Source organism: Nocardioides turkmenicus (genome assembly GCF_011045035.1).
Lineage (GTDB): Bacteria > Actinomycetota > Actinomycetes > Propionibacteriales > Nocardioidaceae > Nocardioides > Nocardioides turkmenicus.
Map to the genome: position 1 here is coordinate 79,497 of NZ_JAALAA010000005.1, position 20,215 is coordinate 99,711.

At 69.9% G+C, this 20,215-nt stretch carries 18 protein-coding genes; 12 read left to right on the top strand and 6 right to left on the bottom strand.

The features are described 5' to 3' along the window. Positions 1–56: 56 nt before the first annotated feature. Positions 57–821, top strand: a complete 765-nt coding sequence (locus tag G5C66_RS07270; protein ID WP_165110304.1) for a 1-acyl-sn-glycerol-3-phosphate acyltransferase — start codon at positions 57–59, stop codon at positions 819–821. Then, entirely contained in the window at positions 818–1,831 is a 1,014-nt protein-coding gene (locus G5C66_RS07275) for an NAD(P)H-dependent glycerol-3-phosphate dehydrogenase (RefSeq protein ID WP_206443819.1), read from the top strand. Before G5C66_RS07270 ends, G5C66_RS07275 begins: the two co-directional genes overlap by 4 nt. A gap of 117 nt (positions 1,832–1,948) precedes the next feature. On the opposite strand, the gene G5C66_RS07280 is transcribed toward G5C66_RS07275, so the two are convergent. Further along, on the bottom strand, positions 1,949–3,589 hold the full coding sequence (locus tag G5C66_RS07280; RefSeq protein WP_165110306.1) for a glycosyl hydrolase family 18 protein: 1,641 nt from the start codon (positions 3,587–3,589) through the stop codon (positions 1,949–1,951). A 146-nt stretch (positions 3,590–3,735) separates the two neighbouring features. On the opposite strand from G5C66_RS07280, the gene ggt reads away from it, so the two are divergent. Further along, the gene (gene ggt, locus G5C66_RS07285; protein WP_241248315.1) at positions 3,736–5,580 is read left to right on the top strand and encodes a gamma-glutamyltransferase; all 1,845 of its coding nucleotides are present in this window, start codon (positions 3,736–3,738) and stop codon (positions 5,578–5,580) included. Here the strand turns inward: ggt and G5C66_RS07290 are convergent. Continuing rightward, positions 5,577–6,644: a trans-sulfuration enzyme family protein gene (locus G5C66_RS07290; protein ID WP_165110307.1), complete on the bottom strand. Its 1,068-nt coding sequence runs from the start codon at positions 6,642–6,644 to the stop codon at positions 5,577–5,579. The genes ggt and G5C66_RS07290 overlap by 4 nt on opposite strands. 86 nt (positions 6,645–6,730) lie before the next feature. Between G5C66_RS07290 and G5C66_RS07295 the strand changes: the two genes are divergently transcribed. Genes G5C66_RS07295 through G5C66_RS07305 form a run of 3 tightly spaced genes read left to right on the top strand, consistent with a single transcriptional unit; the run spans position 6,731 to position 10,117 of the window. Further along, positions 6,731–7,468: an alpha/beta fold hydrolase gene (locus G5C66_RS07295; RefSeq protein WP_165110308.1), complete on the top strand. Its 738-nt coding sequence runs from the start codon at positions 6,731–6,733 to the stop codon at positions 7,466–7,468. A gap of 23 nt (positions 7,469–7,491) precedes the next feature. Next, positions 7,492–8,982, top strand: coding sequence for a UDP-N-acetylmuramoyl-tripeptide--D-alanyl-D-alanine ligase (locus tag G5C66_RS07300; RefSeq protein WP_165110309.1), 1,491 nt, complete (start codon positions 7,492–7,494; stop codon positions 8,980–8,982). A gap of 19 nt (positions 8,983–9,001) precedes the next feature. Next, a complete protein-coding gene (locus G5C66_RS07305; protein WP_165110310.1) occupies positions 9,002–10,117 on the top strand; it encodes a D-alanine--D-alanine ligase family protein in 1,116 nt (371 codons plus the stop codon). Positions 10,118–10,263: 146 nt separating this feature from the next. Here the strand turns inward: G5C66_RS07305 and G5C66_RS07310 are convergent, their stop codons facing one another. Continuing rightward, complete coding sequence (locus G5C66_RS07310; protein ID WP_165110311.1) at positions 10,264–11,220, bottom strand: D-alanine--D-alanine ligase family protein; 957 nt, start codon at positions 11,218–11,220, stop codon at positions 10,264–10,266. Positions 11,221–11,260: 40 nt separating this feature from the next. Beyond that, positions 11,261–11,497, bottom strand: a complete 237-nt coding sequence (locus G5C66_RS07315) for an Lrp/AsnC family transcriptional regulator (RefSeq protein ID WP_008358330.1) — start codon at positions 11,495–11,497, stop codon at positions 11,261–11,263. A gap of 155 nt (positions 11,498–11,652) precedes the next feature. On the opposite strand from G5C66_RS07315, the gene G5C66_RS07320 reads away from it, so the two are divergent. Then, on the top strand, positions 11,653–12,609 hold the full coding sequence (locus G5C66_RS07320; protein ID WP_165110312.1) for a thiamine-phosphate kinase: 957 nt from the start codon (positions 11,653–11,655) through the stop codon (positions 12,607–12,609). A gap of 181 nt (positions 12,610–12,790) precedes the next feature. Here G5C66_RS07320 and rpmB read toward each other — a convergent pair whose 3' ends face one another. Then, positions 12,791–12,976 carry a 50S ribosomal protein L28 gene (rpmB, locus tag G5C66_RS07325; RefSeq protein WP_008358326.1) on the bottom strand — a complete coding sequence of 62 codons (186 nt, stop codon included), beginning with the start codon at positions 12,974–12,976 and terminating at the stop codon, positions 12,791–12,793. 125 nt (positions 12,977–13,101) lie between these two features. After that, positions 13,102–14,130 carry a class I SAM-dependent methyltransferase gene (locus tag G5C66_RS07330; protein WP_165110313.1) on the bottom strand — a complete coding sequence of 343 codons (1,029 nt, stop codon included), beginning with the start codon at positions 14,128–14,130 and terminating at the stop codon, positions 13,102–13,104. Positions 14,131–14,365: 235 nt separating this feature from the next. Here G5C66_RS07330 and G5C66_RS07335 point away from each other — a divergent pair, with 235 nt between their 5' ends. The 5 genes from G5C66_RS07335 (at position 14,366) to G5C66_RS07355 (ending at position 20,157) form a co-directional block, all read left to right on the top strand. Next, positions 14,366–16,000, top strand: a complete 1,635-nt coding sequence (locus tag G5C66_RS07335; RefSeq protein ID WP_165110314.1) for a DAK2 domain-containing protein — start codon at positions 14,366–14,368, stop codon at positions 15,998–16,000. A 13-nt stretch (positions 16,001–16,013) separates the two neighbouring features. Next, positions 16,014–18,278 (top strand): helicase-related protein, encoded by a 2,265-nt coding sequence (locus tag G5C66_RS07340; RefSeq protein ID WP_165110315.1) that lies wholly within the window; start codon positions 16,014–16,016, stop codon positions 18,276–18,278. A gap of 9 nt (positions 18,279–18,287) precedes the next feature. Beyond that, positions 18,288–18,851 (top strand): 16S rRNA (guanine(966)-N(2))-methyltransferase RsmD, encoded by a 564-nt coding sequence (gene rsmD, locus G5C66_RS07345; protein ID WP_165110316.1) that lies wholly within the window; start codon positions 18,288–18,290, stop codon positions 18,849–18,851. A gap of 26 nt (positions 18,852–18,877) precedes the next feature. Beyond that, the gene (gene coaD / locus G5C66_RS07350; protein ID WP_165110317.1) at positions 18,878–19,369 is read left to right on the top strand and encodes a pantetheine-phosphate adenylyltransferase; all 492 of its coding nucleotides are present in this window, start codon (positions 18,878–18,880) and stop codon (positions 19,367–19,369) included. An 89-nt stretch (positions 19,370–19,458) separates the two neighbouring features. Next, the gene (locus G5C66_RS07355; protein ID WP_165110318.1) at positions 19,459–20,157 is read left to right on the top strand and encodes a class I SAM-dependent methyltransferase; all 699 of its coding nucleotides are present in this window, start codon (positions 19,459–19,461) and stop codon (positions 20,155–20,157) included. Positions 20,158–20,215: the final 58 nt, after the last annotated feature.

Consider the following 20,215-nt stretch of genomic DNA (forward strand, 5'->3'; position numbering starts at 1 on the left):
GTAGATCCTGACAGGTATCTCACAACCCCGAGGTGACGGCCCGGTAGCCTGCGTGCGTGGGAAAGTACCGGAAGTTCCAGGAGGGCAAGGTCGGCTGGCCATGGGTGGTGGCCGTCGGCATCGTGAAGCCCGTCCTTCTCGCGACCACCAAGCACCAGTGGGACGGCGGCGAGAAGATCCCGGAGAGCGGCGGAGCGGTGATCGCGCTCAACCATGTCTCCGAGATCGACCCGTTCACCGCGGCGCACATCGTCTGGGACTACGGACGTAGGCCGAGCTACCTGGCCAAGGCCGCCCTGTTCAAAGGCGCGTTGGGCAAGTTCCTGCGGGCCGCCGGTCAGATCCCGGTGGACCGCACGGCCGGCGCGTCGGCGTTCGACGCCGCCGTGAAGGCCGTCAACGAGGGCAGCATCGTGGTCGTCTACGTCGAGGGCTCGATCACCAAGGACCCGACCGGCTGGCCGATGCGCGGCAAGTCGGGTGCGGCCCGGATCGCGCTCGCCACCGGTGCCCCGGTCTACCCGGTGGGACAGTGGGGAGCCCAGGACCTGCTTCCGGCGTACTCTCTCAAGCCTCACCTGATCGGCCGCAAGATGATCCAGATGAAGATCGGTGACCCGGTCGACCTGAAGGATCTCGAGGTCCAGGAGCACACGCCGGCGGTCGTGAACGAGGCGACCGACCGGATCATGAAGGCGATCGTCGGCCTGGTGGCCGACATCCGGGACGAGGAGCCGCCCAGCGAGCTCTTCGACCCGAAGAAGGCCGGGGTGAATGCGACCGGCGACCCCCGCAAGACCAAGAAGAAGGACGGCAATTGAGCGTGAGTGGTGGCAAGGTAGCGGTCTTCGGAGCGGGCTCATGGGGCACCGCGTTCTCGGTCATCCTCGCTGACGCGGGCAACGACGTGACCATGTGGGCGCGTCGTGAGGAGGTCGCGGCGGCGATCAACGACACCCACGAGAACCCCGACTACCACCCGGGCACCGAGCTGCCCCACAACATCAGCGCCACCCACGACATCGAGAAGGCGGCGTACGGAGCCGAGCTGGTCGTCCTCGCGGCGCCGTCGCAGACGCTGCGCGCCAACCTGACCGACTGGGCGCCGTTCCTGCCGAAGGACGTGCCGCTGATCTCGCTGATGAAGGGCGTCGAGCTCGGCACCCTGGAGCGGATGAGCGAGGTCATCGCCCACGTCACCGGCGCCGGGCCGGAGCGGATCGCGGTGGTCAGCGGCCCCAACCTGTCCAAGGAGATCATCCGTCGCGAGCCTGCCGCCGGTGTGGTCGCGTGCGCCGACGAGGAGGTCGCCAAGACGATCCAGGCGCGCGTGCACTCGCCCGCGTTCCGCCCCTACACCTCGACCGACGTCGTCGGCTGCGAGATCGGCGGGGCCTACAAGAACGTGGTCGCCATCTCCACCGGGATGGCCGCGGGCATGGGTTTCGGTGACAACACCCAGGCCTCGCTGATCACCCGCGGTCTCGCCGAGACCGCGCGGCTGGCGGTGAAGCTGGGCGCCAACCCGATGACCCTGATGGGTCTCGCCGGCCTCGGCGACCTCGCCGCGACCTGCTCCTCGCCACTGTCGCGCAACCGTACGTTCGGGGAGAAGCTCGGCAGGGGCATGACCACCGCCGACATCCTCGCCTCCAGCCACCAGGTCGCCGAGGGCGCCAAGTCCTCGCACTCGCTGCGCGAGCTGGCGGCGAAGGTCGGCGTGGACGTGCCGCTGGCGCAGTACGTCGACGATGTCGTCTCCGGCGCCAAGACGGTCAGCGAGATCATGGACGAGATGCTCGAGCGGCCCACGAAGGCGGAGACCGAGTAAACCGCTGGTCGAGCCCGCGAGCGCCAGCGAGCGGTGTCGAGACCAACACAGTCGCGTATGAGCTGTGTTGGTCTCGACACGCCTCCGCCTAGCGGCTCCGGCGGCTCGACCGGCGGACTAGACGGTGCCGAGGTCCTTCCACGGACCCCACTCCTCGGTGCCGGGCGTGTTGCCCTGGGTCCACCACTTGGCCTCCCACAGGTGGCCGCCGTAGGTGACCCGGTCACCGGCGACGTACACCGTCGTGGGCGACCACGCGGCCGCCCCACCCGGCGGGTCGGTCGGCGGGTCCGTGGGCTCCTCGGTCGGCGGGTCGGTCGGGTCGGGCTCCTCGACGGGGGCGCCGGTGCCGTTGCGCATGGCGTCGGCGAAGGTGCCGATCAGCTCGCCCTGGCGGTCGCCGGACAGCTCCCACCACATGCCTCCGCCGAGGCGTTTGGAGATCGCGTACGCCGCCTTCTGCCTGATCGTGGAGACGTTGTCGTAGGTCCACCACTGGTTGCCGTCGTAGCGCCAGGCGGCACCGGTGGCGGCGTCGTAGTGGTCGGTGCCGCGGGTCTTGAGCTTGTCGTAGTCCTCGTTGCCCGCCTCGTACGTCCCCGGTGCCGCGGCGGTGGCCGGACCCCACGGCTGGGCGGAGGTCGCGCCCTGCCAGCCGCGGCCGTACGCCGCCATGCCCAGGCCGAGCTGGGCCGGTGAGATGCCGGCGTCGAGGTACTCGCGGACCGACTCGTCCACGCTGAACCGCTTGCCGTCGGGGCGCGGGTCGGCGGGGTCGGCGTACAGGTTGCCCTGGTGGCCGGTCAGCTTCGGGTCCCAGGCGCCCCACAGGTCATAGCCCTGGATGTTGCCGAAGTCGAGGGAGCGGAAGATCGCCGGGTCGTTCCAGCCGCCGGCCTCGATGTCCTGCGGGTTGGCCGGGAGGAACGCCGAGAGCTGGTAGTCCTTGCCCGTGGTCGCGCCCAGGGCGTCCAGCTGGGAGCGGAACTCGGCCAGCAGCGCCTTGAAGTTGGCGCGGTCGTTGACCGGGTCGACGTGGTTTCCGGTGTTGCCGTTGGGCGAGCCGGGCCACTCCCAGTCGATGTCGAAGCCGTCGAAGACGCCGGCCGCCGCGCCGGGGCCGCCGCGGCCGTCGATCACGGGCAGGTTGCCCTTGATGTAGAGGTCGATGCACGAGGAGACGAGCTTGCGGCGCGACTCCGGGGTCGCCGCGGCCAGCGAGAAGTTCTTCGACCAGGTCCAGCCGCCGAGCGAGAGCAGGACCTTCAGGCCCGGGTGCTTCGCCTTGAGCTGCTTGAGCTGGTTGAAGGAGCCGGCCAGTGGCTGGTCCCAGGTGTCGGCCTTGCCTGAGACGGATGCGTCGGCTGCGTACGACATCCCGTAGTCGGCGTAGGCGTCACCGGCGCCGTCGGAGCCGTTGGGCCCCTCGCCTTGGGCCTTGTTGGCCTCGAAGCAGGTCAGGGTCTGGTGGTGGATGTTGCCGAAGGCGTAGTTGAGGTGGGTGAGGTCGTCGGCGACGCCGGAGGTCTCCAGCTGCTTGACCTTGAATCCGCGGCCGTAGACGCCCCACTGCACGAAATAGCCGACGTTGCGGTAGCCGTTGATGGCGGTCGGCTCCGCGGCGGCCGTCTGCAGCGATGCGCTGGACGGGGTGCTGGTGAGGGCGAGCGTGCCGGTGAGGGCGAGTGCTCCGGCGAGAGCGCCGATGAGAAGGCCGGCGATCCGGCGTGATCTTCGTGGGGGCAAGGCGACATGCATGGTGACACCTCCGAGGTGATGGCTTGCTCGGGCACCAGGCGCCCGATCGCCTTTCGATGGTGGCAGCCCGTTTATTTGTAAGCAACCCTTACTAATTAAGGAATTTCAGAACGTAATTCGATGCCGGCGCGGTAGTAGTACGTTCGATGGGCCGTCAATCCTGGGAGATCGCCATGCTCGGACGTCGCTCTGCACTCGTTGCCACACTGACCGGAGGCGCGCTCGCGCTGGCCACCCTGGTCCCGTACGCAGGGGCGGCTGCCGCCCCGGACGACCGGCTCGCGCCGCCACCGAAGGTGCCGACGGCGGTCGGTTACGGCGGTGCGGTGGCGAGCGTCGACGCCGACGCGAGCCGGATCGGGCTCGAGGTGCTGCGCAAGGGTGGCAACGCGACCGACGCGGCGATCGCGACGGCCGCGGCGCTCGGGGTGACCGAGCCCTACTCGGCCGGGATCGGCGGAGGCGGCTTCTTCGTGCACTACTCCGCGCGCACCGGCAAGGTCGAGACGATCGACGGCCGCGAGAAGGCGCCGGCGGCGATGCCGCACGACGCGTTCATCGACCCGGAGACCGGAATGGAGTACCCGTTCTTCCCGGACATGGTCACCAGCGGCGCCTCGGTCGGGGTGCCCGGCACCCCGCTGACCTGGGACAAGGCGCTGCGGAAGTGGGGCACGCGCTCGCTCGCCGACTCGCTACGGCCGGCTGCGCGGCTGGCTCGCGAAGGATTCGTCGTCGACGAGACCTTCCGCCAGCAGACCGTCGACAACCAGGAACGTTTCGCAGCGATCGATTCCACTGCTGAACTGTTTCTTCCCGGAGGATCCGCGCCCGAGGTGGGCAGCCGGTTCCGCAACCCCGACATCGCCGCGACCTACGACCTGCTCGGCCGCAAGGGCGTGAAGGCGTTCTACCGCGGTCCGCTGGCCGAGGAGATCGCCGCGACGGTGGCCGAGCCGCCGAAGACCGACGACACCGACCTGCCGGTCCCGCCGGGCTGGGTGACCACCGAGGACCTCGCCGCCTACACCGCACCCGACCGCGAGCCGACCCACTCGACCTATCGGGACTTCGACGTCTACGGGATGGCACCGCCCTCCTCGGGCGGCACCTCGGTCGGCGAGGCGCTCAACATCCTGGAGCGCTACGAGCTCGCCGGGATGAACGACACCGAGGCCTACCACCACCTGATCGAGTCGAGCGCGATCGCCTTCGCCGACCGCGGCGCCTACCTCGGCGACCCCGACCACGTCGACGTACCCGTGGACGCCCTGCTCGACGACACCTTCGCCGCCGAGCGGGCCTGCGGCATCGACCCGGCGGCGGCCCGGCCGAAGCCGGTGGCCGCAGGCGATGCGTACGAATACGACGGCGTCTGCGACGACCCGGCCGGCCCCGGTGTGACTGCGAAGGACACCGAGAACCTGGAGACCACCAACCTGACCGTGGTCGACCGTTGGGGCAACGTCGTCGAATACACCCTGACCATCGAGCAGACCGGCGGCTCCGGGATCACCGTGCCGGGACGCGGGTTCATCCTCAACAACGAGCTGACCGACTTCTCGACGACCTACCGGCCCGACGACCCCAACCGGATCGAACCCAACAAGCGTCCCCGGAGCTCGATGTCGCCCACGATCGTGCTCTCCGACGGCCGGCCGGTGCTGGCGGTCGGATCCCCGGGCGGCTCGACGATCATCACCACCGTGCTCCAGATCCTGATCGAGCGGCTCGCGCGCGACCGCACCCTGCCGGAGGCGATGGCGGCGCCGCGGGTCTCTCAACGCAACGCCGCGAACACCGGCGCCGAGCCGGCGTTCATCCAGCTGTACGGAGGACCGCTGACCTCGCTCGGACACCGCTTCGCCTCGACAGCCGAGCTCGGCGCGGCCACCGCGATCGAGATCGGCCCGGACGGGCTGCTGACCTCGACCGCGGAGCCCTGGCGCCGCGGCGGCGGGTCCGCGCTCGTGGTCAGTCCGGTGGACTAGCTCCCGAGTCGCTCCAGTGCCTGGGAGAGGTCGTCCCAGAGGTCGTCGACGTCCTCGATCCCGACCGACATCCGCACCAGCCCGTCGGGCACCGTCGCCGACTCGGTCTTCCAGCGGCGACGGCGCTCGAAGGTGGACTCCACGCCACCGAGCGACGTCGCGTGGACCCACAGGGACGTGGAGCGGGTGAGGAGGTCGGCCTGCTCCGCGGTCGGGAGGACCGCGGCCAGCATGCCGCCGAAGCCCGGGTAGCGGACCTCGGCGACGGCGGGGTGGGCCGCCAGCCGCTCGGCGAGCGTCGCCGCGTTGGCGGCGGAGCGCTCGACGCGCAGGTGCAGCGTACGAAGGCCGCGGAGCGCCAGCCACGCCTCGAACGGGCCGGGGATCGCGCCGAGGAGGTCGCGACGGGCCTTGAGCACATCCCACAGCACGTCGTCGGAGACCACGACCGCACCCATGACGACGTCGGAGTGACCGGCGATGAACTTGGTGGCCGAGTGGATGACGATGTCGGCGCCGAGCGCGAGCGGCTGCTGGAGCAGGGGAGTGGCGAAGGTGTTGTCGACCACGACCCGCGCCCCGGCCTTGTGGGCCGCGTCGATGACCGCCGGCAGGTCGGCGAGCTGCATCCCGGGGTTGGTCGGCGTCTCGACCCAGACCAGCGCGACCTCGCCGTCGAGCTTCTCGAGCATCTTCACGACCGCGTCGGTGTCGGAGAAGTCGGTGAGGCGGGCGGTCAGCCGGCCGCGGGCCTCGAGGTCGGCCAGCTGGCCGATCGTGCCGAGGTAGCTCTGCTCGGTCGCCACGACGACCGAGTCGTTGACCAGGTCGAGCAGCGTCGCCACCGCCGCGAGCCCGGAGGCGAAGGACAGCGCGCGCCCGCCCTCGAGCCTCCCGAGCGCCTCCTCGAACGCCACCCAGGCGTCGTTGGTGTAGCGCCCGTACTCCTTGTCGCCGCCGGCCACGTAGGTCGAGGCCATCGTGATCGGTACGTTGAGCGGCTGGTCGGGCTCGTGGGCCGGCCGCCCGGCGTGGACGGCGATCGTGGCGGGCTTGTGATCCATGGCTTCGACCCTATTAGCCCTCGGCGACGGGTCTCACGCGCCGCGCGGTTACGGGTCGGCGTGCCGTCCCGGATAAGGTTGCGGCCGTGTTGACGACCCTGCTGGATGGACGTGCCTTCGGTGAGAAGCACGGCAAGGATGCTGCCACCGTCGTGGCCCTGCACGGCTGGGCCCGCAACCGCAGCGACTGGGGATCGACGCTCGAGGGCCTGGATGCGCTCGCGCTCGACCAGCCCGGATTCGGTGCGACCCCGGCCCCCGAGGAGGTCTGGGGAAGCAAGGAGTACGCCGACTGGCTCGCCCAGATCCTCGAGGGTCTCGACCGCCCGGTGCTCGTCGGTCACAGCTTCGGCGGCCGGGTGGCCGTGCAACTCGCCGCGACCCGCCCCGAGCTCGTCCGCGGGGTCATCCTCACCGGGGTGCCGCTGTTCCGCCCGAAGACCGGTGGCAAGCCCAAGCTCGCCTACCGGGTCGGCCGCTGGCTCCACGGCAAGGGACTGATCCCCGAGGCCAGGATGGAGGCGCTGCGGGAGAAGTACGGCTCGACCGACTACCGCAACGCCAAGGGCATCATCCGCGACATCTTCGTGAAGGTCGTCAACGAGTCCTACGCCGACCAGCTGGCCGCCATCCCGAAGGACCTCCCGGTCCGCCTGATCTGGGGCGAGAACGACACCGCCGCCCCGGTCTGGATGCCCGGTGAGGCCATGGAGATCCTGGGGGACAACGCGACCCTGGAGATCGTCCCCGGATCCGCCCACCTGCTCGACGCGGGCCTCGTCAAGAGCCTTCGCGGCGCCATCGACGAACTTCGTACGAACTGAATCTGAGGGGCTGAAGAAGAAGCATGTGGATCGTCCTGGTCACCTCCGCGCTGACCCTGGTCTCCTACTACCGCTGGCTGCGGGTCGCTCAGCGTGAGCACTACGAGCCGACGCGGCTGTTCGCGATCGAGTGGATCTGGATCAAGGCCCGCCCGGTCGAGGCGATCCTGCTTGGCGCGGTGGTCGTGGTCTGTCTGGCGTCGTTCGTGCTGCCCTACGGCGCGCTCGTCGGCGCGCTGCTGTTCGTCGGCTGGCCGGTGGGGATGTCGTTCACCGGTGCGAAGCGGCTGGTCTGGACCGACCGCGTCAAGCGGCTGGCCGGTGTGCTCTTCGCGCTGCACGCCGTCGTCACGGTGCTGATCGCGCTGTTCGTCCCGATCGCCGCCGGCCTGCTCCCGATCCTCGCGGTCCCGCTGGCCGAGGCGGCCCTGGCGATCATGTGGCCGATCGAGAAGGCGATGGCGAAGAAGTGGCAGGTGCAGGCCGCCGCCACGATCCGGAAGGTCAGCCCGAAGATCGTCGCGATCACCGGCTCCTACGGCAAGACCTCGACGAAGAACTACGCCACCCACCTGATGCAGGGACGCTGGTCGACGCTGGCCTCGCCGGCGAGCTTCAACAACGCCATGGGTCTCTCCCGCGCCGTCAACGACCGTCTCCAGCCCGGCACCGACATCTTCGTGGCCGAGATGGGGACGTACGGCCCGGGCGAGATCGCCGAGCTCACCGAGATCTTCCCGCCCGAGGTCGCCGCCATCACCACGATCGGCGAGGCCCACCTGGAGCGGATGAAGTCCCGCGAGACCATCGTGAAGGCCAAGTCGGAGATCCTACCGAAGGCGTCGACCGTGGTGCTCAACATCGACGTACCCGAGCTCGCCCTCATCGCCGAGAACCTCCGTGCCAGCAAGCGCGTGATCGCCTGCTCCGCCGTGCCCGGCACCGCCGCCGAGGTGATCGTCACCGACGGCACGCTGACGATCAACAACCAGACGTACGCCGTGGAGCTGCCCGACGAGGTCGGCCACCCGATCAACGTGGCGATCGCCGTCGGCCTCGCGCTCGCGGTCGACGTCCCGATCGAGACGATCACCCAGCGGCTGCCGTCGATCCCCGGCACGCCTCACCGCGCCGAGGCCAACAAGACCCCCGGCGGCGTGTGGGTCGTCGACGACACCTTCAACTCCAACCCGACCGGCGCCGCCGCCGCGCTCGCCAAGGCGAAGCGGCTGGCAGGGGAGTCGGGCACGGTGTGGACCATCACGCCCGGTATGGTCGAGCTGGGCACCGAGCAGGCCGCGCGCAACATCGCGTTCGCGCAGGCTGCCACGGCCTCCGACAAGATGCAGCTGTGCATCGTCGGTCGCACCAACCGAAAAGCGCTGCGTGCGGGGGACCCGGCGCGCACCCACGAGTTCGACAGCCGCAAGGCGGCGGCGGATCATGCTCTGACCGCGGCCAAGGAGGGCGACGTGGTGCTTTACGAGAACGACCTCCCCGATCACTACGCGTAGGACCCCAGGAGCTTTCACCATGAGCGTAACCAAGGCCACCATCGTCTTCGGCGGTCCCAGCGCCGAGCACGACATCAGCATCCTCACCGGCCTGCAGGCCGAGCGGGTCCTCTCCGGTGCCGGCGTCGAGGTGACGTGCCTCTACTGGGCGCGCTCCGACAAGTGGTTCCTGGTGCCCGCCAAGCAGGAGGCGCGCGACTTCCTCGGCGGTGAGCCGAAGGGCTCCAAGCCCGTCGAGTTCCGCCTCGGCACCGAGAAGGGCGACGGCTTCTACACCGTCGGCGGCTTCGGCGGCGGCAAGCGCCTCGAGACCGGCCCGATCCTCTCCGCCTTCCACGGCGGGGCGGGCGAGGCCGGCGGCATCCAGTGGCTCTTCGAGCTCGCCGGACTGAAGGCGACCGGCGCCACCCCGGCCTCCGCCGCGCTCGGCATGGACAAGCTCGCCTTCGGTGCGGTCATGCTCAACGCCGGCCTGCCGTCCCTGCAGCGCGAGCTGCTCTCCCGCTACGCCGCCCCGTCCTTCGAGGGTCCTTACATCGTCAAGCCCCGCTTCGGCGGCTCCTCGATCGGCATCGAGGTCGTCGACGACTACGAAACCGGCCTCGCGCTCCTCAACACCTCGCCGCACCTGCGTGCCGGCGCGGTCGTCGAGCCGTACCGCCCCGACCTCTTCGACCTCAACGCCTCGGTCCGCACCGCGCCCGAGATCGCGGTGAGCGACATCGAGCGCCCACTGCGCTCCGACGAGGCGAAGATGTACGACTACTCCGCCAAGTACGTCCACACCGACGGACTCTCCTCGTCCCCGCGCGAGTTCCCGGCCCAGGTCGAGGAGTCGGTCACCAAGCAGATCAAGGACCTGGCCGTACGCGTCGTGGAGCTCACCGGCCTGACCGGCATCCTCCGCATCGACTTCCTCTCCGACGGCAAGGGCGAGGTCTTCATCAATGAGGTCAACTCGATCCCCGGTGCCCTCTCGCTCTACCTGTGGCCCGACACCCCGGCCTCCGAGGTGCTCACCAGCGCCATCGCCGAGGCCGAGAAGCACGTTCCCCAGGTCACCCGGAACTTCGAGGAGGGCGTCGCCCTCAAGGCCGCCGGCGGCATCGCCGGCAAGCTCACCGGCCTGAGCTGAGCCCACGCCGCTGGTCGAGGGCCACTTCGTTCAGACCCTCGCGCCAGCGAGCGTGTCGAGACCAACACAGTCCCGTCGAGCGCCGAGGGGACTGTGTTGGTCTCGACACGCCTCCGCCTAGCGGCTCCGGCGGCTCGACCAGCGTTTTATCGGGCGAGGGCGCGCTTGAGGAGGGCGAGGGTGACCTCGCCCATGGAGGTGCCGTCGTGCTTGGCGGCGAAGGGGAAGACGCTGGTCTCGGTGGCACCAGGGGTGATGGCGACCTCCAGGACGACGAAGCTGCCGTCGGGGGTGACCATGAAGTCGGTGCGGGAGATGTCGCGCATGCCGAGCAGCTCGTGGGCGCGTACGGCGGTCTCGCCGAGCTCGGCGAGCAGCTCGTCGGGGAGGTCGGGGCGGCCGAAACCGACGAACTCGGCGGTGTAGCGGGCCGCGAAGTCGAACTCGTGACCCTTGCTGAAGTCGATCGCGATCGGCGTCAGCGGCTTGACGCCCTCGTCGGTCTCGTGGACGACCACGGAGACGTCGATGCCGGCGTAGAAGCGCTCGATGAGGGCCTCGTCGCAGTAGGCGTAGGTCTTGACCAGCGCCGCGGGAAGGGCGGAGAGGCCGTCGACGCCGGTGACGCCGAGGGCCGAGCCGCCGCGCGAGGGCTTGACCACGACCCGCTCGCCCATCCGCGAGATGACGTGCTCCATCAGCACCGGCGCACCGACGTCGCGGAACGTCGTGGACGACAGCGAGACCGAGTCCGGCACCGGGATGCCCCCGCGACGCAGGAGCTCCCGGGCAGCCGCCTTGTCGAACGCGACGCGGCAGGAGGTGGAGACGGTGCCGACGTACGGGATCCCGATCAGCTCCAGGAGCGTCTGGATCTCGCCGTCCTCACCGAACTGGCCGTGCAGAGCCGGCAGCGCCACGACCGCCTTGTCGCGTTCGAGGTTGTGCAGCAGGGCCCGGTCGAAGTCGTACGCAGCCACCTCCACGCCCAGGGCCGACAGCTCGCGCACGAGGTTGCGGCCGGAGGCCAGCGACACGTCGCGCTCGTGGCTCAGCCCGCCGGCGATGACAGCGACGGGCCCGGGAAGAGGAGGTTTGCTCATGGGGTTCGTTCTAACAGACGGCCGGGAAGAGCCGTCAATCTCAGATGTGGACGACCGGGCAGGTCAGGGTGCGGGTGATGCCCTCGAGGCTCTGGACGCGCGCCACGACCATCTTGCCGAGCTCGTCGACATTGCGGGCCTCGGCACGGACGATGACGTCGTAGGGACCGGTGACGTCCTCAGCCAGGGTCACGCCCTGGATCTTGCCGATCTCGGTGGCGACCTCCGCGGCCTTGCCGACGTCGGTCTGGATGAGGATGTACGCCTGTACGACCATCGTGCTGCTCCTGTTCTCCGTGCCTTCCTTGGCACAACGTCAGGCCAGTAACCTATCGCGTTATCTGTCGCTCGACCTACACCGACCCTGGGGATAAGACACGGTGATGCGTGTCCCGGTATCTCTGCGCATGGCGAGGAGGGTTGGATGGAGCCATGGCTTTTCCGAGGGACACGACACTCGCCGACGTCGGCGAGTTCGGGCTGATCACCGAGATGACCAAGCACTTCGCCCAGGGGGAGCAGGTGCTGGTCGGCCCCGGTGACGACGCCGCGCTGCTGCGGGTCAAGCAGGGTCATGTGGTGGTCTCGACCGACCTGCTCGTCGAAGGGCGTCACTTCCGCCGCGACTGGGCGGAGGCGTCCCACATCGGTCACCGGGCGGCCGGTCAGAACCTCGCCGACATCGCCGCGATGGGCGGCGTCGCGCACTCGATGACCCTCGGTCTCGCGGTTCCCTCCGACCTTCCCGCCGAGTGGGCGGTCGACTTCGCGGAGGGGTTCGCCTCGGAGTGCTCGCTGGTGGGCGCCTCCGTGGTCGGTGGTGACGTCACCGGCGCCGACCAGATCGTCATCTCGGTGACCGCGATCGGCGCGGTCGCCCAGGCTCCGGTCCTCCGCTCCGGGGCGGAGCCCGGCGACGTACTCGCGCTGTGCGGACGCCAGGGATGGGCCGCTGCCGGCCTGGCGATCCTCAAGCGAGGGTTCCGGTCACCGCGCGTGCTGGTCGACGCCTACCGCCGCCCGCAACCGCCGTACGCAGCCGGCCCCGCCGCCGCGGCGGCCGGTGCGTCGGCGCTGATCGACGTCTCGGACGGGCTGCTGGCCGAGGCCCGCCACATCGCCGAGGCCTCCGAGGTCTCCATCGACGTGCACACCTCGGCGCTGACCATCCCCGACGAGCTCAACGCGGTCGCCTCGGCGACCGGCGCCGACCCGCTCGCGTTCGTGCTGGGCGGGGGAGAGGACCACTCGCTGCTCGCCGCGTTCCCGCCGGATGTCGAGCTGCCGGAAGGGTTCACCGTGATCGGGACGATCGGGGAACCCGGTGGTGAGCCGGTGACGGTCGACGGAGAGGTCTACGAGGGGCCGGCGGGGTGGACGCACTTCTGAACCCTGCCGTGTCCGGGTTCGGTCTCTCGGCTCGGCTTACGTCGGGTTTGCGCCGACGCGGCGCAATCCGGTCCTCGCTTCGCTCCGGTCCGTTTGCGCCGAGTCGGCGCCTGCCGGATCGAAGCAGAAGGGCCCCGCTCAGCGCTTGCGCGCTGCCGCGGGGCCCTTCGTGCTTCGATGACTACCGTGCGACCTTGCCGGCCTTGATGCAGGTCGTGCAGACATTCATGCGCTTCGGGGTGCCGTTGATGACGGCGCGGACGCGCTGGATGTTGGGGTCGAAGCGGCGCTTGGTCGCCTTCTTGGACCACGGCCGGTTGTTGCCGAAGCCCGGCTTCTTGTCGCAGATGTCGCAGACGGCAGCCACCGTGAACTCCTGAGGTTGAATAGATGATCGAGGTCGAATAGATATTGCCGGCGGGCGCGATGAACGGCTGCCCAGCCGAGACAACCGAACAAGCGTAGCCCGTCGGGCTGTGCCCGGCGAAATCGTCAGTCGTCGGAGCGGCGATCGCGCCACCGGTCCAGCGGGGCGGCGATCGTGGTGGCCAGCTTCCACCGCTTCGACCCGCGCAGGTCGTCGATCTCGGCGCGCTGGCCGGCCAGCTGCTTGCGCTGCGACTCGAGCCGCCGGCGCTGCTTGGCGACGACCTCGCGGAGCCGAGCGATCTCCTCGCGCAGCTCGAGGCCGTGCTCGACCCAGTCGGGAAGCCCGGGTGCCTCGGGGAGGTCGGGGGAGAGGCCGCGGCGCAGGACGACGTAGAACTCGATCTCGTTCTCGGGGACGGGCAGGATCGTCTCGACCGACCAGCCGGTCAGGCCGAGGCGGCGCAGCTCGGCGATGATCTCGGGGAACGAGCGGTCGGTGTAGGTCCACACGTGGCAGTCGACGTACTCGCCTCGGCGTGCCCGCTCGACCTGGTCCTTGGTGTAGCCGAGGTCGTGGACGCAGGGCTCGGCCTCGCTGGGGCCGTGGCGGTGGAGCCGCTTGGGGTCGGCGACGACCGCGGAGCGGTGGTGGTCGAAGACCGCGCGCACGGACGGGACGACGTCGCGGGTCTCGTGGGCGTGCAGGATCTGGCCCATCGTCGTCGGCGGGCGGTGCGCGTCGAAGGTGTAGCGCCGGTCGGGTACGACCAGGACCAGAGCCCCCTCCGGGGCGGTGATGGCCTCGACCTGCCCGAGCCAGCCGATCAGGTCGGGCACGTGCTCGATCACATGGCTGGCCAGCGCCCAGTCGAACGGGGCGCCCTCCTTGGCGGCCTCCTCGAGCGTACGCATCCGGGTTCCGTCCCACATCGGATAATCGATGTCGGGGATGGTCTCGTGGGTGATGACGGGGTTGATCTTGTTCGTCTCGTAGAGCCGGTCGCGGTCGTAGAGGTCGAGATAGGACACGTCTGCGGCGCTGCGGGGGATCAGCGGCATGTGCAGCGGTCCGATCTCCAGGCCGCGGCCCTGTGAGAAGTCGAAGATTTCAGCGACGCGACGAGCGCGTGGGGTCGGGGTCGGGATCGACATCCGGTGAGTCCTTCGCGTAGGGAGGTCTCCACACTAGGGATGGATCGTCACCGCTGCGAGGTGCGACGTGGCGGATCTTGTTACTCGCTCGTGTCTTTGCTGCAGCCTTGGATTTGTTCACCCGTCGTTTACCCCGTACCCAGGCACCGCCTAACCTTGGGGCCGCGATACCGGGAAGTGTGTCCGGCGTCACGTGTCTGGCTGCATGCAGGTGTCGAGGAGTAGGGAGGGCAGCGTGGCCGAGGTCAAGCTCGATCTGTTCCGCCGGTTCGGCGACCTGGCGACCGATGCGCTCGCGTCGCACCGCGAGGAGATCGACGCGCTCAACGTCTTCCCGGTGCCCGACAGCGACACCGGCACCAACCTCTACCTGACCATCGCCGCGGCCCGGGACCGGCTGCGCGAGTTCACCGGCACCGACTGGCGCGAGGGGCTGCGCGCCTTCTCCCGCGGCGCGCTGCTGGACGCCCGCGGCAACTCGGGCGTGATCCTGGCCGAGATGATCGGCGCCCTGCTGCGCCGCCTGATCCAGGCCACCGAGGACGAGCGCACCGCCGCGGTCTTCGCCGACGCCCTGCGCAAGGCCGCCAATGCCGCGTACGCAGCGGTGGGGGAACCCCAGGAGGGCACCATGCTCAGCGTGCTCAGTGCCGCGGCCGACGCAGCCGAGGCCTGCGTCGAGATCGATGACACCGCGCGCACCCGTGACGTGATGTCGGTCGCCGCGAGCGCGGCCCGCGCCGCTCTCGCCCGTACGCAGGAGCAGCTGCCCACGCTGGCCGCCGCCGGGGTGGTCGATGCCGGCGGCCGCGGCATCTGCGTGCTCCTCGACGCCTTCGACACCGCACTGACCGGTCGCCGTCCGAGCCCCCAGGAGCCGGCCTCGCACATCCCGATCCCGATCCCGCCGGGTCTGGGCGGCGCCGACGGTCACGCCCTGGAGCCGGGCGGCCCGGCGTACGAGGTGATGTACCTGCTCGACGCCGAGGACGCCGCCATCCCCGATCTCCGCAAGCGGCTCCAGCCGCTGGGAGACTCGCTGGTCGTCGTCGGCGGCGAGGGCATCTGGAACGTCCACGTCCACGTCGACGACGTCGGTGCCGCGATCGAGGCCGGGATCAACGCCGGGCGGCCCCACCGGATCCATGTGACCCACTTCGCCGAGCAGATCGCAGGCCAGGCCCATCGCCATGGCACCCGGAGCGGTCGTGCCGTGATCGCCTTCGCCGCGGGCCCGGGACTGGCCGAGCTCTTCCGAGGCGCCGGCGCGATCGTGATCGAGGGCGGCCCGCATCGGCGGCCGACGACCTCGGAGCTGCTCGAGGCGATCACCGCCTCCGGCGCCTCCGAGGTGATCGTGCTGCCCAACGACGCCCCGACGCGGCAGTCGGCCGAGGCGGCCGCGCGCACCGCCGAGGACGACCTCGACATCAACGTCGCGGTGATCCCGACCCGCACCCAGGTGCAGGGTCTGGCGGCGATCGCGGTGCACGAGCCCGGCCGGAAGTTCGACAAGGACGTGCTGGAGATGACCGCCACCGCGCGACACGCGCGGCACGGCGCGGTCACGATCTCGAACACCCGAGCGATTACGATGGCTGGGCCGTGCATGCCGGGCGACGCGCTCGGGGTGCTCGACGGAGACTTCGTCAAGGTCGGCCAGGACCTGGAGACATGCGCGACCTACGTCCTCGCCCGGCTCATCGGCGGCGGTGGCGAGCTGGTCACGCTGGTCTCCGGCCTGGAGGACCCCACCGGCGAGCTCGCCCGGAGCGTCGCGGCGTGGCTGGCCGCCAACCATCCGGCCGTTGATGTGATGGTGTACGACGGAGGCCAGGAGCGTTACCCCCTCCTGATGTCGGTCGAGTAGAGGAGAAGAGACGGTGGCGATCACCCTCGAGTCGCCGATCGAGTCCGTGCTGGGCAACAGCAAGCACGCCACGAAGTTCACCAAGGGCCTCGGGCTGCGCACCGTCGGTGACCTGCTCTACCACTTCCCGCGGCGCTACCTGCGCACCGCCGATCTCAGCCAGACCCCGCAGCTGCACGAGGGCGAGATGCTCACCGTGCTCGGCGAGGTGGTGCGGAGCGTGGTGCGCCAGCACACCGACCGCCGCACCGGCAGGCCCGCCTTCCGCGTCGAGACCCAGCTCAAAGCCGGCACCGCCGATCTGCAGCTCACCTTCTTCTCCAAGTCCCAGCGGATCGCCGAGTGGCGACGCGGTGTGCTCGCCCCGGGCACCCGGGGCGTCTTCGTCGGCAAGGCGGGCTCGTTCCGGGGCGAGTGGCAGCTGGCCAACCCGCAGATGGTCGTCTTCGGCGACCCCTCCGACTCCGAGAACGCCGCCGAGGCCGCGGACAACCAGATGGCGGTCGAGGAGCTGACCGAGCTCTTCCCGATCTACCCGCTCACCGCGGGGCTCCAGCACTGGGACGTCATGCGCGCGGTGCGGTTCGCCCGACAGGTCGTCGAGGACGTCACCGACGTGCTCCCGGAGCAGCTCCGGGAGACGTACGACGTGCCGGGGCTGCGCGACGCGCTCGATCTGATCCACGCGCCTCATGAGCTCAATGACGTCCAGCGGGCCCAGCACCGGTTCCGGTTCGAGGAGGCGGTCGGGCTGCAGCTGGTCCTCGGCCGGCGGCGACGGGCGCTGCAGGCGCTCGGCACCACCGCCCGCACCGGCGGGGTCCACCACCTGCTCGAGGCCTTCGACGAGCGGCTGCCGTTCACCCTGACCAAGGGGCAGCAGCAGATAGGGGAGGAGCTCGAGACGGCACTGGCCCAGCCTCACCCGATGAACCGCCTGCTCCAGGGCGAGGTCGGCTCCGGTAAGACGCTGGTCGCACTACGCGCCATGCTCAAGGTCGTCGACTCGGGCGGTCAGGCCGCGCTGCTGGCGCCGACCGAGGTGCTCGCCCAGCAGCACCACCGCTCGATCACCGCGATGCTCAGCGACCTCGCTGCCAGCGGGATGGCCGGCGGGCTCTTCGCCGGTGACCAGGAGCAGACCCACGTGGAGCTGCTCACCGGCTCGATGACCAAGACCCAGCGCAAGGGCCCGCTGAGCCGCATCGCCACCGGCGAGGCCGGGATCGTCGTCGGCACCCACGCGCTGCTGCAGGACCAGGTGATGTTCGACGACCTCGGCCTGGTCGTCGTCGACGAGCAGCACCGCTTCGGCGTCGAGCAGCGCGCCGCCCTGACCGACAAGGCCGGCACCCCACCCCACCTGCTGGTGATGACCGCGACGCCGATCCCGCGTACGGTCGCGATGACCGTCTTCGGCGACCTCGAGGTGTCCACGCTCACCGAGCTCCCGGCCGGACGGGCCGAGATCCAGACCAACCTGGTCTCCCTGGTCGACCACCCGGGGTGGATCACCCGGGTGTGGGAACGCGTCCGGGAAGAGGTCGAGAAGGGTCACCAGGTCTACGTCGTCGCCCCGCGGATCAGCGGCGACGAGTCCGAGCAGGGCGAGAGCGACCAGCGCGACTTCGACGCCGACGGCAACGAGGTCACCTCCGCCAAGGTCCAGCTCTCCGCCGTCGACGAGGTCACCGAGGAGCTGACCAGCGGCCCGCTGCATGGGCTGCGCGTCGCCAAGCTCCACGGCAAGCTCCCGGCCGAGGAGAAGGAGCGCACCATGAGCGCCTTCGCCGCCGGCGACATCGACGTGCTGATCGCCACCACGGTGATCGAGGTCGGCGTCGACGTACCCAACGCCACCACCATGGTCATCCTCGACGCCGACCGCTTCGGCGTCTCCCAGCTCCACCAGCTGCGCGGCCGGGTCGGCCGTGGCGGACTGCACGGGCTGTGCCTGCTGGTCTCCCACGCCGAGGCCGGCACCCCGGCCCGCACCCGCCTCGACGCGGTCGCCGGGACCACCGACGGGTTCGCGCTCTCCCGGGTGGACCTCGACCAGCGCCGCGAGGGAGACGTGCTCGGTGCCTCCCAGTCGGGCCGGCGATCGAGCCTGGAGAGCCTGCGGGTGCTCCGCGACGAGGAGACGATCCTGCAGGCCCGAGAGGCGGCCGAGTCCCTCCTGGAGAAGGACGTCGAGCTCGCCAGCGCACCCCTCCTGGCCGAGCGGGTCGCCGAGATCGAGGAGTCCGCCTCCGCCGACTACTTGGAAAAGTCCTAAGGTGTCCCAATGACTCGGATCATCGGAGGCGTCGCCGGAGGGCGGCGCCTGCTCGCTCCCAAAGGGGTGCGGACCCGTCCCACCACCGACCGGGTCCGCGAGGCGCTCTTCTCGGCGATCGAGTCCGCCTACGGCTCCCTGGCCGGGCTGCGCTTCCTCGACCTCTACGCCGGCACCGGCGCGGTCGGGCTGGAGGCGTGGTCCCGCGGCGCCGGGGTCGTGACCCTGGTCGAGTCGGACCGGCGTACGGCCGGGGTGATCCGCTCCAACGCGAAAGAGCTCGGCTTCCCAAGAGCCGACGTGGTCGCGGCGACCGTGGCGAGCACCCTGGTGACGCCGCCGGCGGCTCCGTACGACATGGTCTTCCTCGACCCGCCCTATCCGCTCTCGGACGACGCGGTCGCCGAGGACATCGCGCTGCTGGTCAAGCACGGCTGGCTGGTGCCGGGCGCGTTGGTCGTCGTCGAGCGGTCCGCGCGCAGCCCGGAGCCCGTGTGGCCCGACGGGTTCACCGACCAGAGGTCGAAGAAGTACGGCGAGACCACGCTCTGGTACGGCACGGCGCCGGACTGACCGCACTGAACAAGGAGAGAGAAACAATGACGCGTCGCGCGGTGTGCCCGGGGTCGTTCGACCCGCCCACCTTCGGCCACCTCGACATCTTCACCCGCGCCTCGGCGATCTTCGACGAGGTCGTCGTCGCCGTCGGGGTCAACCCCTCGAAGTCGAAGCGGCTGTTCACGCCCGAGGAGCGGATGGAGATGATCACCGAGATCACCGCCCCGCTGGGCAACGTCCGGGTCCAGGCGTTCACCGGTCTGGTCACCGACTTCTGCGTCGAGATCGACGCCCAGGCGATCGTGAAGGGCCTGCGCGGCGCGCCCGACCTGGAGTACGAGGCACCGATGGCGCAGATGAACGCCCACATGACCCGGGTCGAGACCGTCTTCCTGCTCAACGACCCTCGCTGGGCCGCGGTCTCGTCGAGTCTGATCAAGGAGATGGCGACGTTCGGTGGGGATGTGTCGGCCTTCCTGCCGCCCGATGTTCTCTCACGACTCACCAAGCGTTTGGCAGAACGTTCCGAGTAACGGGCACGGTTCGCCGGTATCGTCTCAAGTGCAGTCCGCCATTCTTTCTCTGGAGATCAATGTCCACCTCAGGCCGTTCCCCGCTTTCCTTGGCCAAGCAGTCCTACGCCGCTTCTCTCAAGGCCGTCGGTCGCGGGCTGACGAAGACGGGACTCGCCAAGGAGACCGCGCCGCCGGTCGAGCAGCGCTGGCGCCACTGGGCCCACTCGCTCACCAAGGTCTACGACTCCCTGGCGATGGCGAAGCTGGACGTGCCGTGGTGGACCTACGACGCGATCACCGCCGTCGACGCCTGGCTGAGCGAGCGTGAGCGCCCGATCCGGGTCTACGAGTACGGCTCCGGCGCCTCCACCATCTGGCTCTCCCGTCGCGCCGACGAGATCCACTCCGTGGAGCACCACAAGGGCTTCGGCGAGATGATGCAGGCCGAGCTCGCCGGCGAGGAGAAGATCTCGCTGCGGGTCATCGAGCCGGTCGCCAGCGACAACCCGGTCATCCCCTCCCAGAAGGAGGGCCACGCGGGCCTCGACTTCGAGGCGTACGTCAACTCCATCGACGACGTCGCCGGCGAGTTCGACCTCGTGGTGATCGACGGGCGCGCCCGCGAGGCTTGCCTGGAGAAGGCCAAGGACCGGCTCGCTCCCGGCGGGATCATCGTCTTCGACAACAGCCGCCGCAAGCGCTACGTCGACGCCATCGCGGCCTCGGGGCTGAAGGAGACCATCCACGCCGGTCTCACCCCGACCCTGCCCTACCCGGAGCGCACTTCCGTTCTCACCAAAGGCTGATTCTCGTACGTGGCGGCGTGGAGTTTCCGCGCCGCCACGTGCTCGCCCTAGGGTCCTC

Excerpts from the sequence above, each read along its gene's own strand:
- G5C66_RS07315 (WP_008358330.1), bottom strand. The coding sequence starts at position 11,497 with ATGGTCGTACAGGCGTACATCCTCATCCAGACCGACGTCGGCAAGGCC.
- ggt (WP_241248315.1), top strand. The coding sequence starts at position 3,736 with ATGGGCCGTCAATCCTGGGAGATCGCCATGCTCGGACGTCGCTCTGCA.
- G5C66_RS07320 (WP_165110312.1), top strand. The coding sequence starts at position 11,653 with ATGGCTTTTCCGAGGGACACGACACTCGCCGACGTCGGCGAGTTCGGG.
- G5C66_RS07330 (WP_165110313.1), bottom strand. The coding sequence starts at position 14,130 with ATGTCGATCCCGACCCCGACCCCACGCGCTCGTCGCGTCGCTGAAATC.
- G5C66_RS07300 (WP_165110309.1), top strand. The coding sequence starts at position 7,492 with ATGTGGATCGTCCTGGTCACCTCCGCGCTGACCCTGGTCTCCTACTAC.
- G5C66_RS07310 (WP_165110311.1), bottom strand. The coding sequence starts at position 11,220 with ATGAGCAAACCTCCTCTTCCCGGGCCCGTCGCTGTCATCGCCGGCGGG.
- G5C66_RS07280 (WP_165110306.1), bottom strand. The coding sequence starts at position 3,589 with ATGCATGTCGCCTTGCCCCCACGAAGATCACGCCGGATCGCCGGCCTT.
- G5C66_RS07290 (WP_165110307.1), bottom strand. The coding sequence starts at position 6,644 with ATGGATCACAAGCCCGCCACGATCGCCGTCCACGCCGGGCGGCCGGCC.
- G5C66_RS07305 (WP_165110310.1), top strand. The coding sequence starts at position 9,002 with ATGAGCGTAACCAAGGCCACCATCGTCTTCGGCGGTCCCAGCGCCGAG.
- coaD (WP_165110317.1), top strand. The coding sequence starts at position 18,878 with ATGACGCGTCGCGCGGTGTGCCCGGGGTCGTTCGACCCGCCCACCTTC.
- rsmD (WP_165110316.1), top strand. The coding sequence starts at position 18,288 with ATGACTCGGATCATCGGAGGCGTCGCCGGAGGGCGGCGCCTGCTCGCT.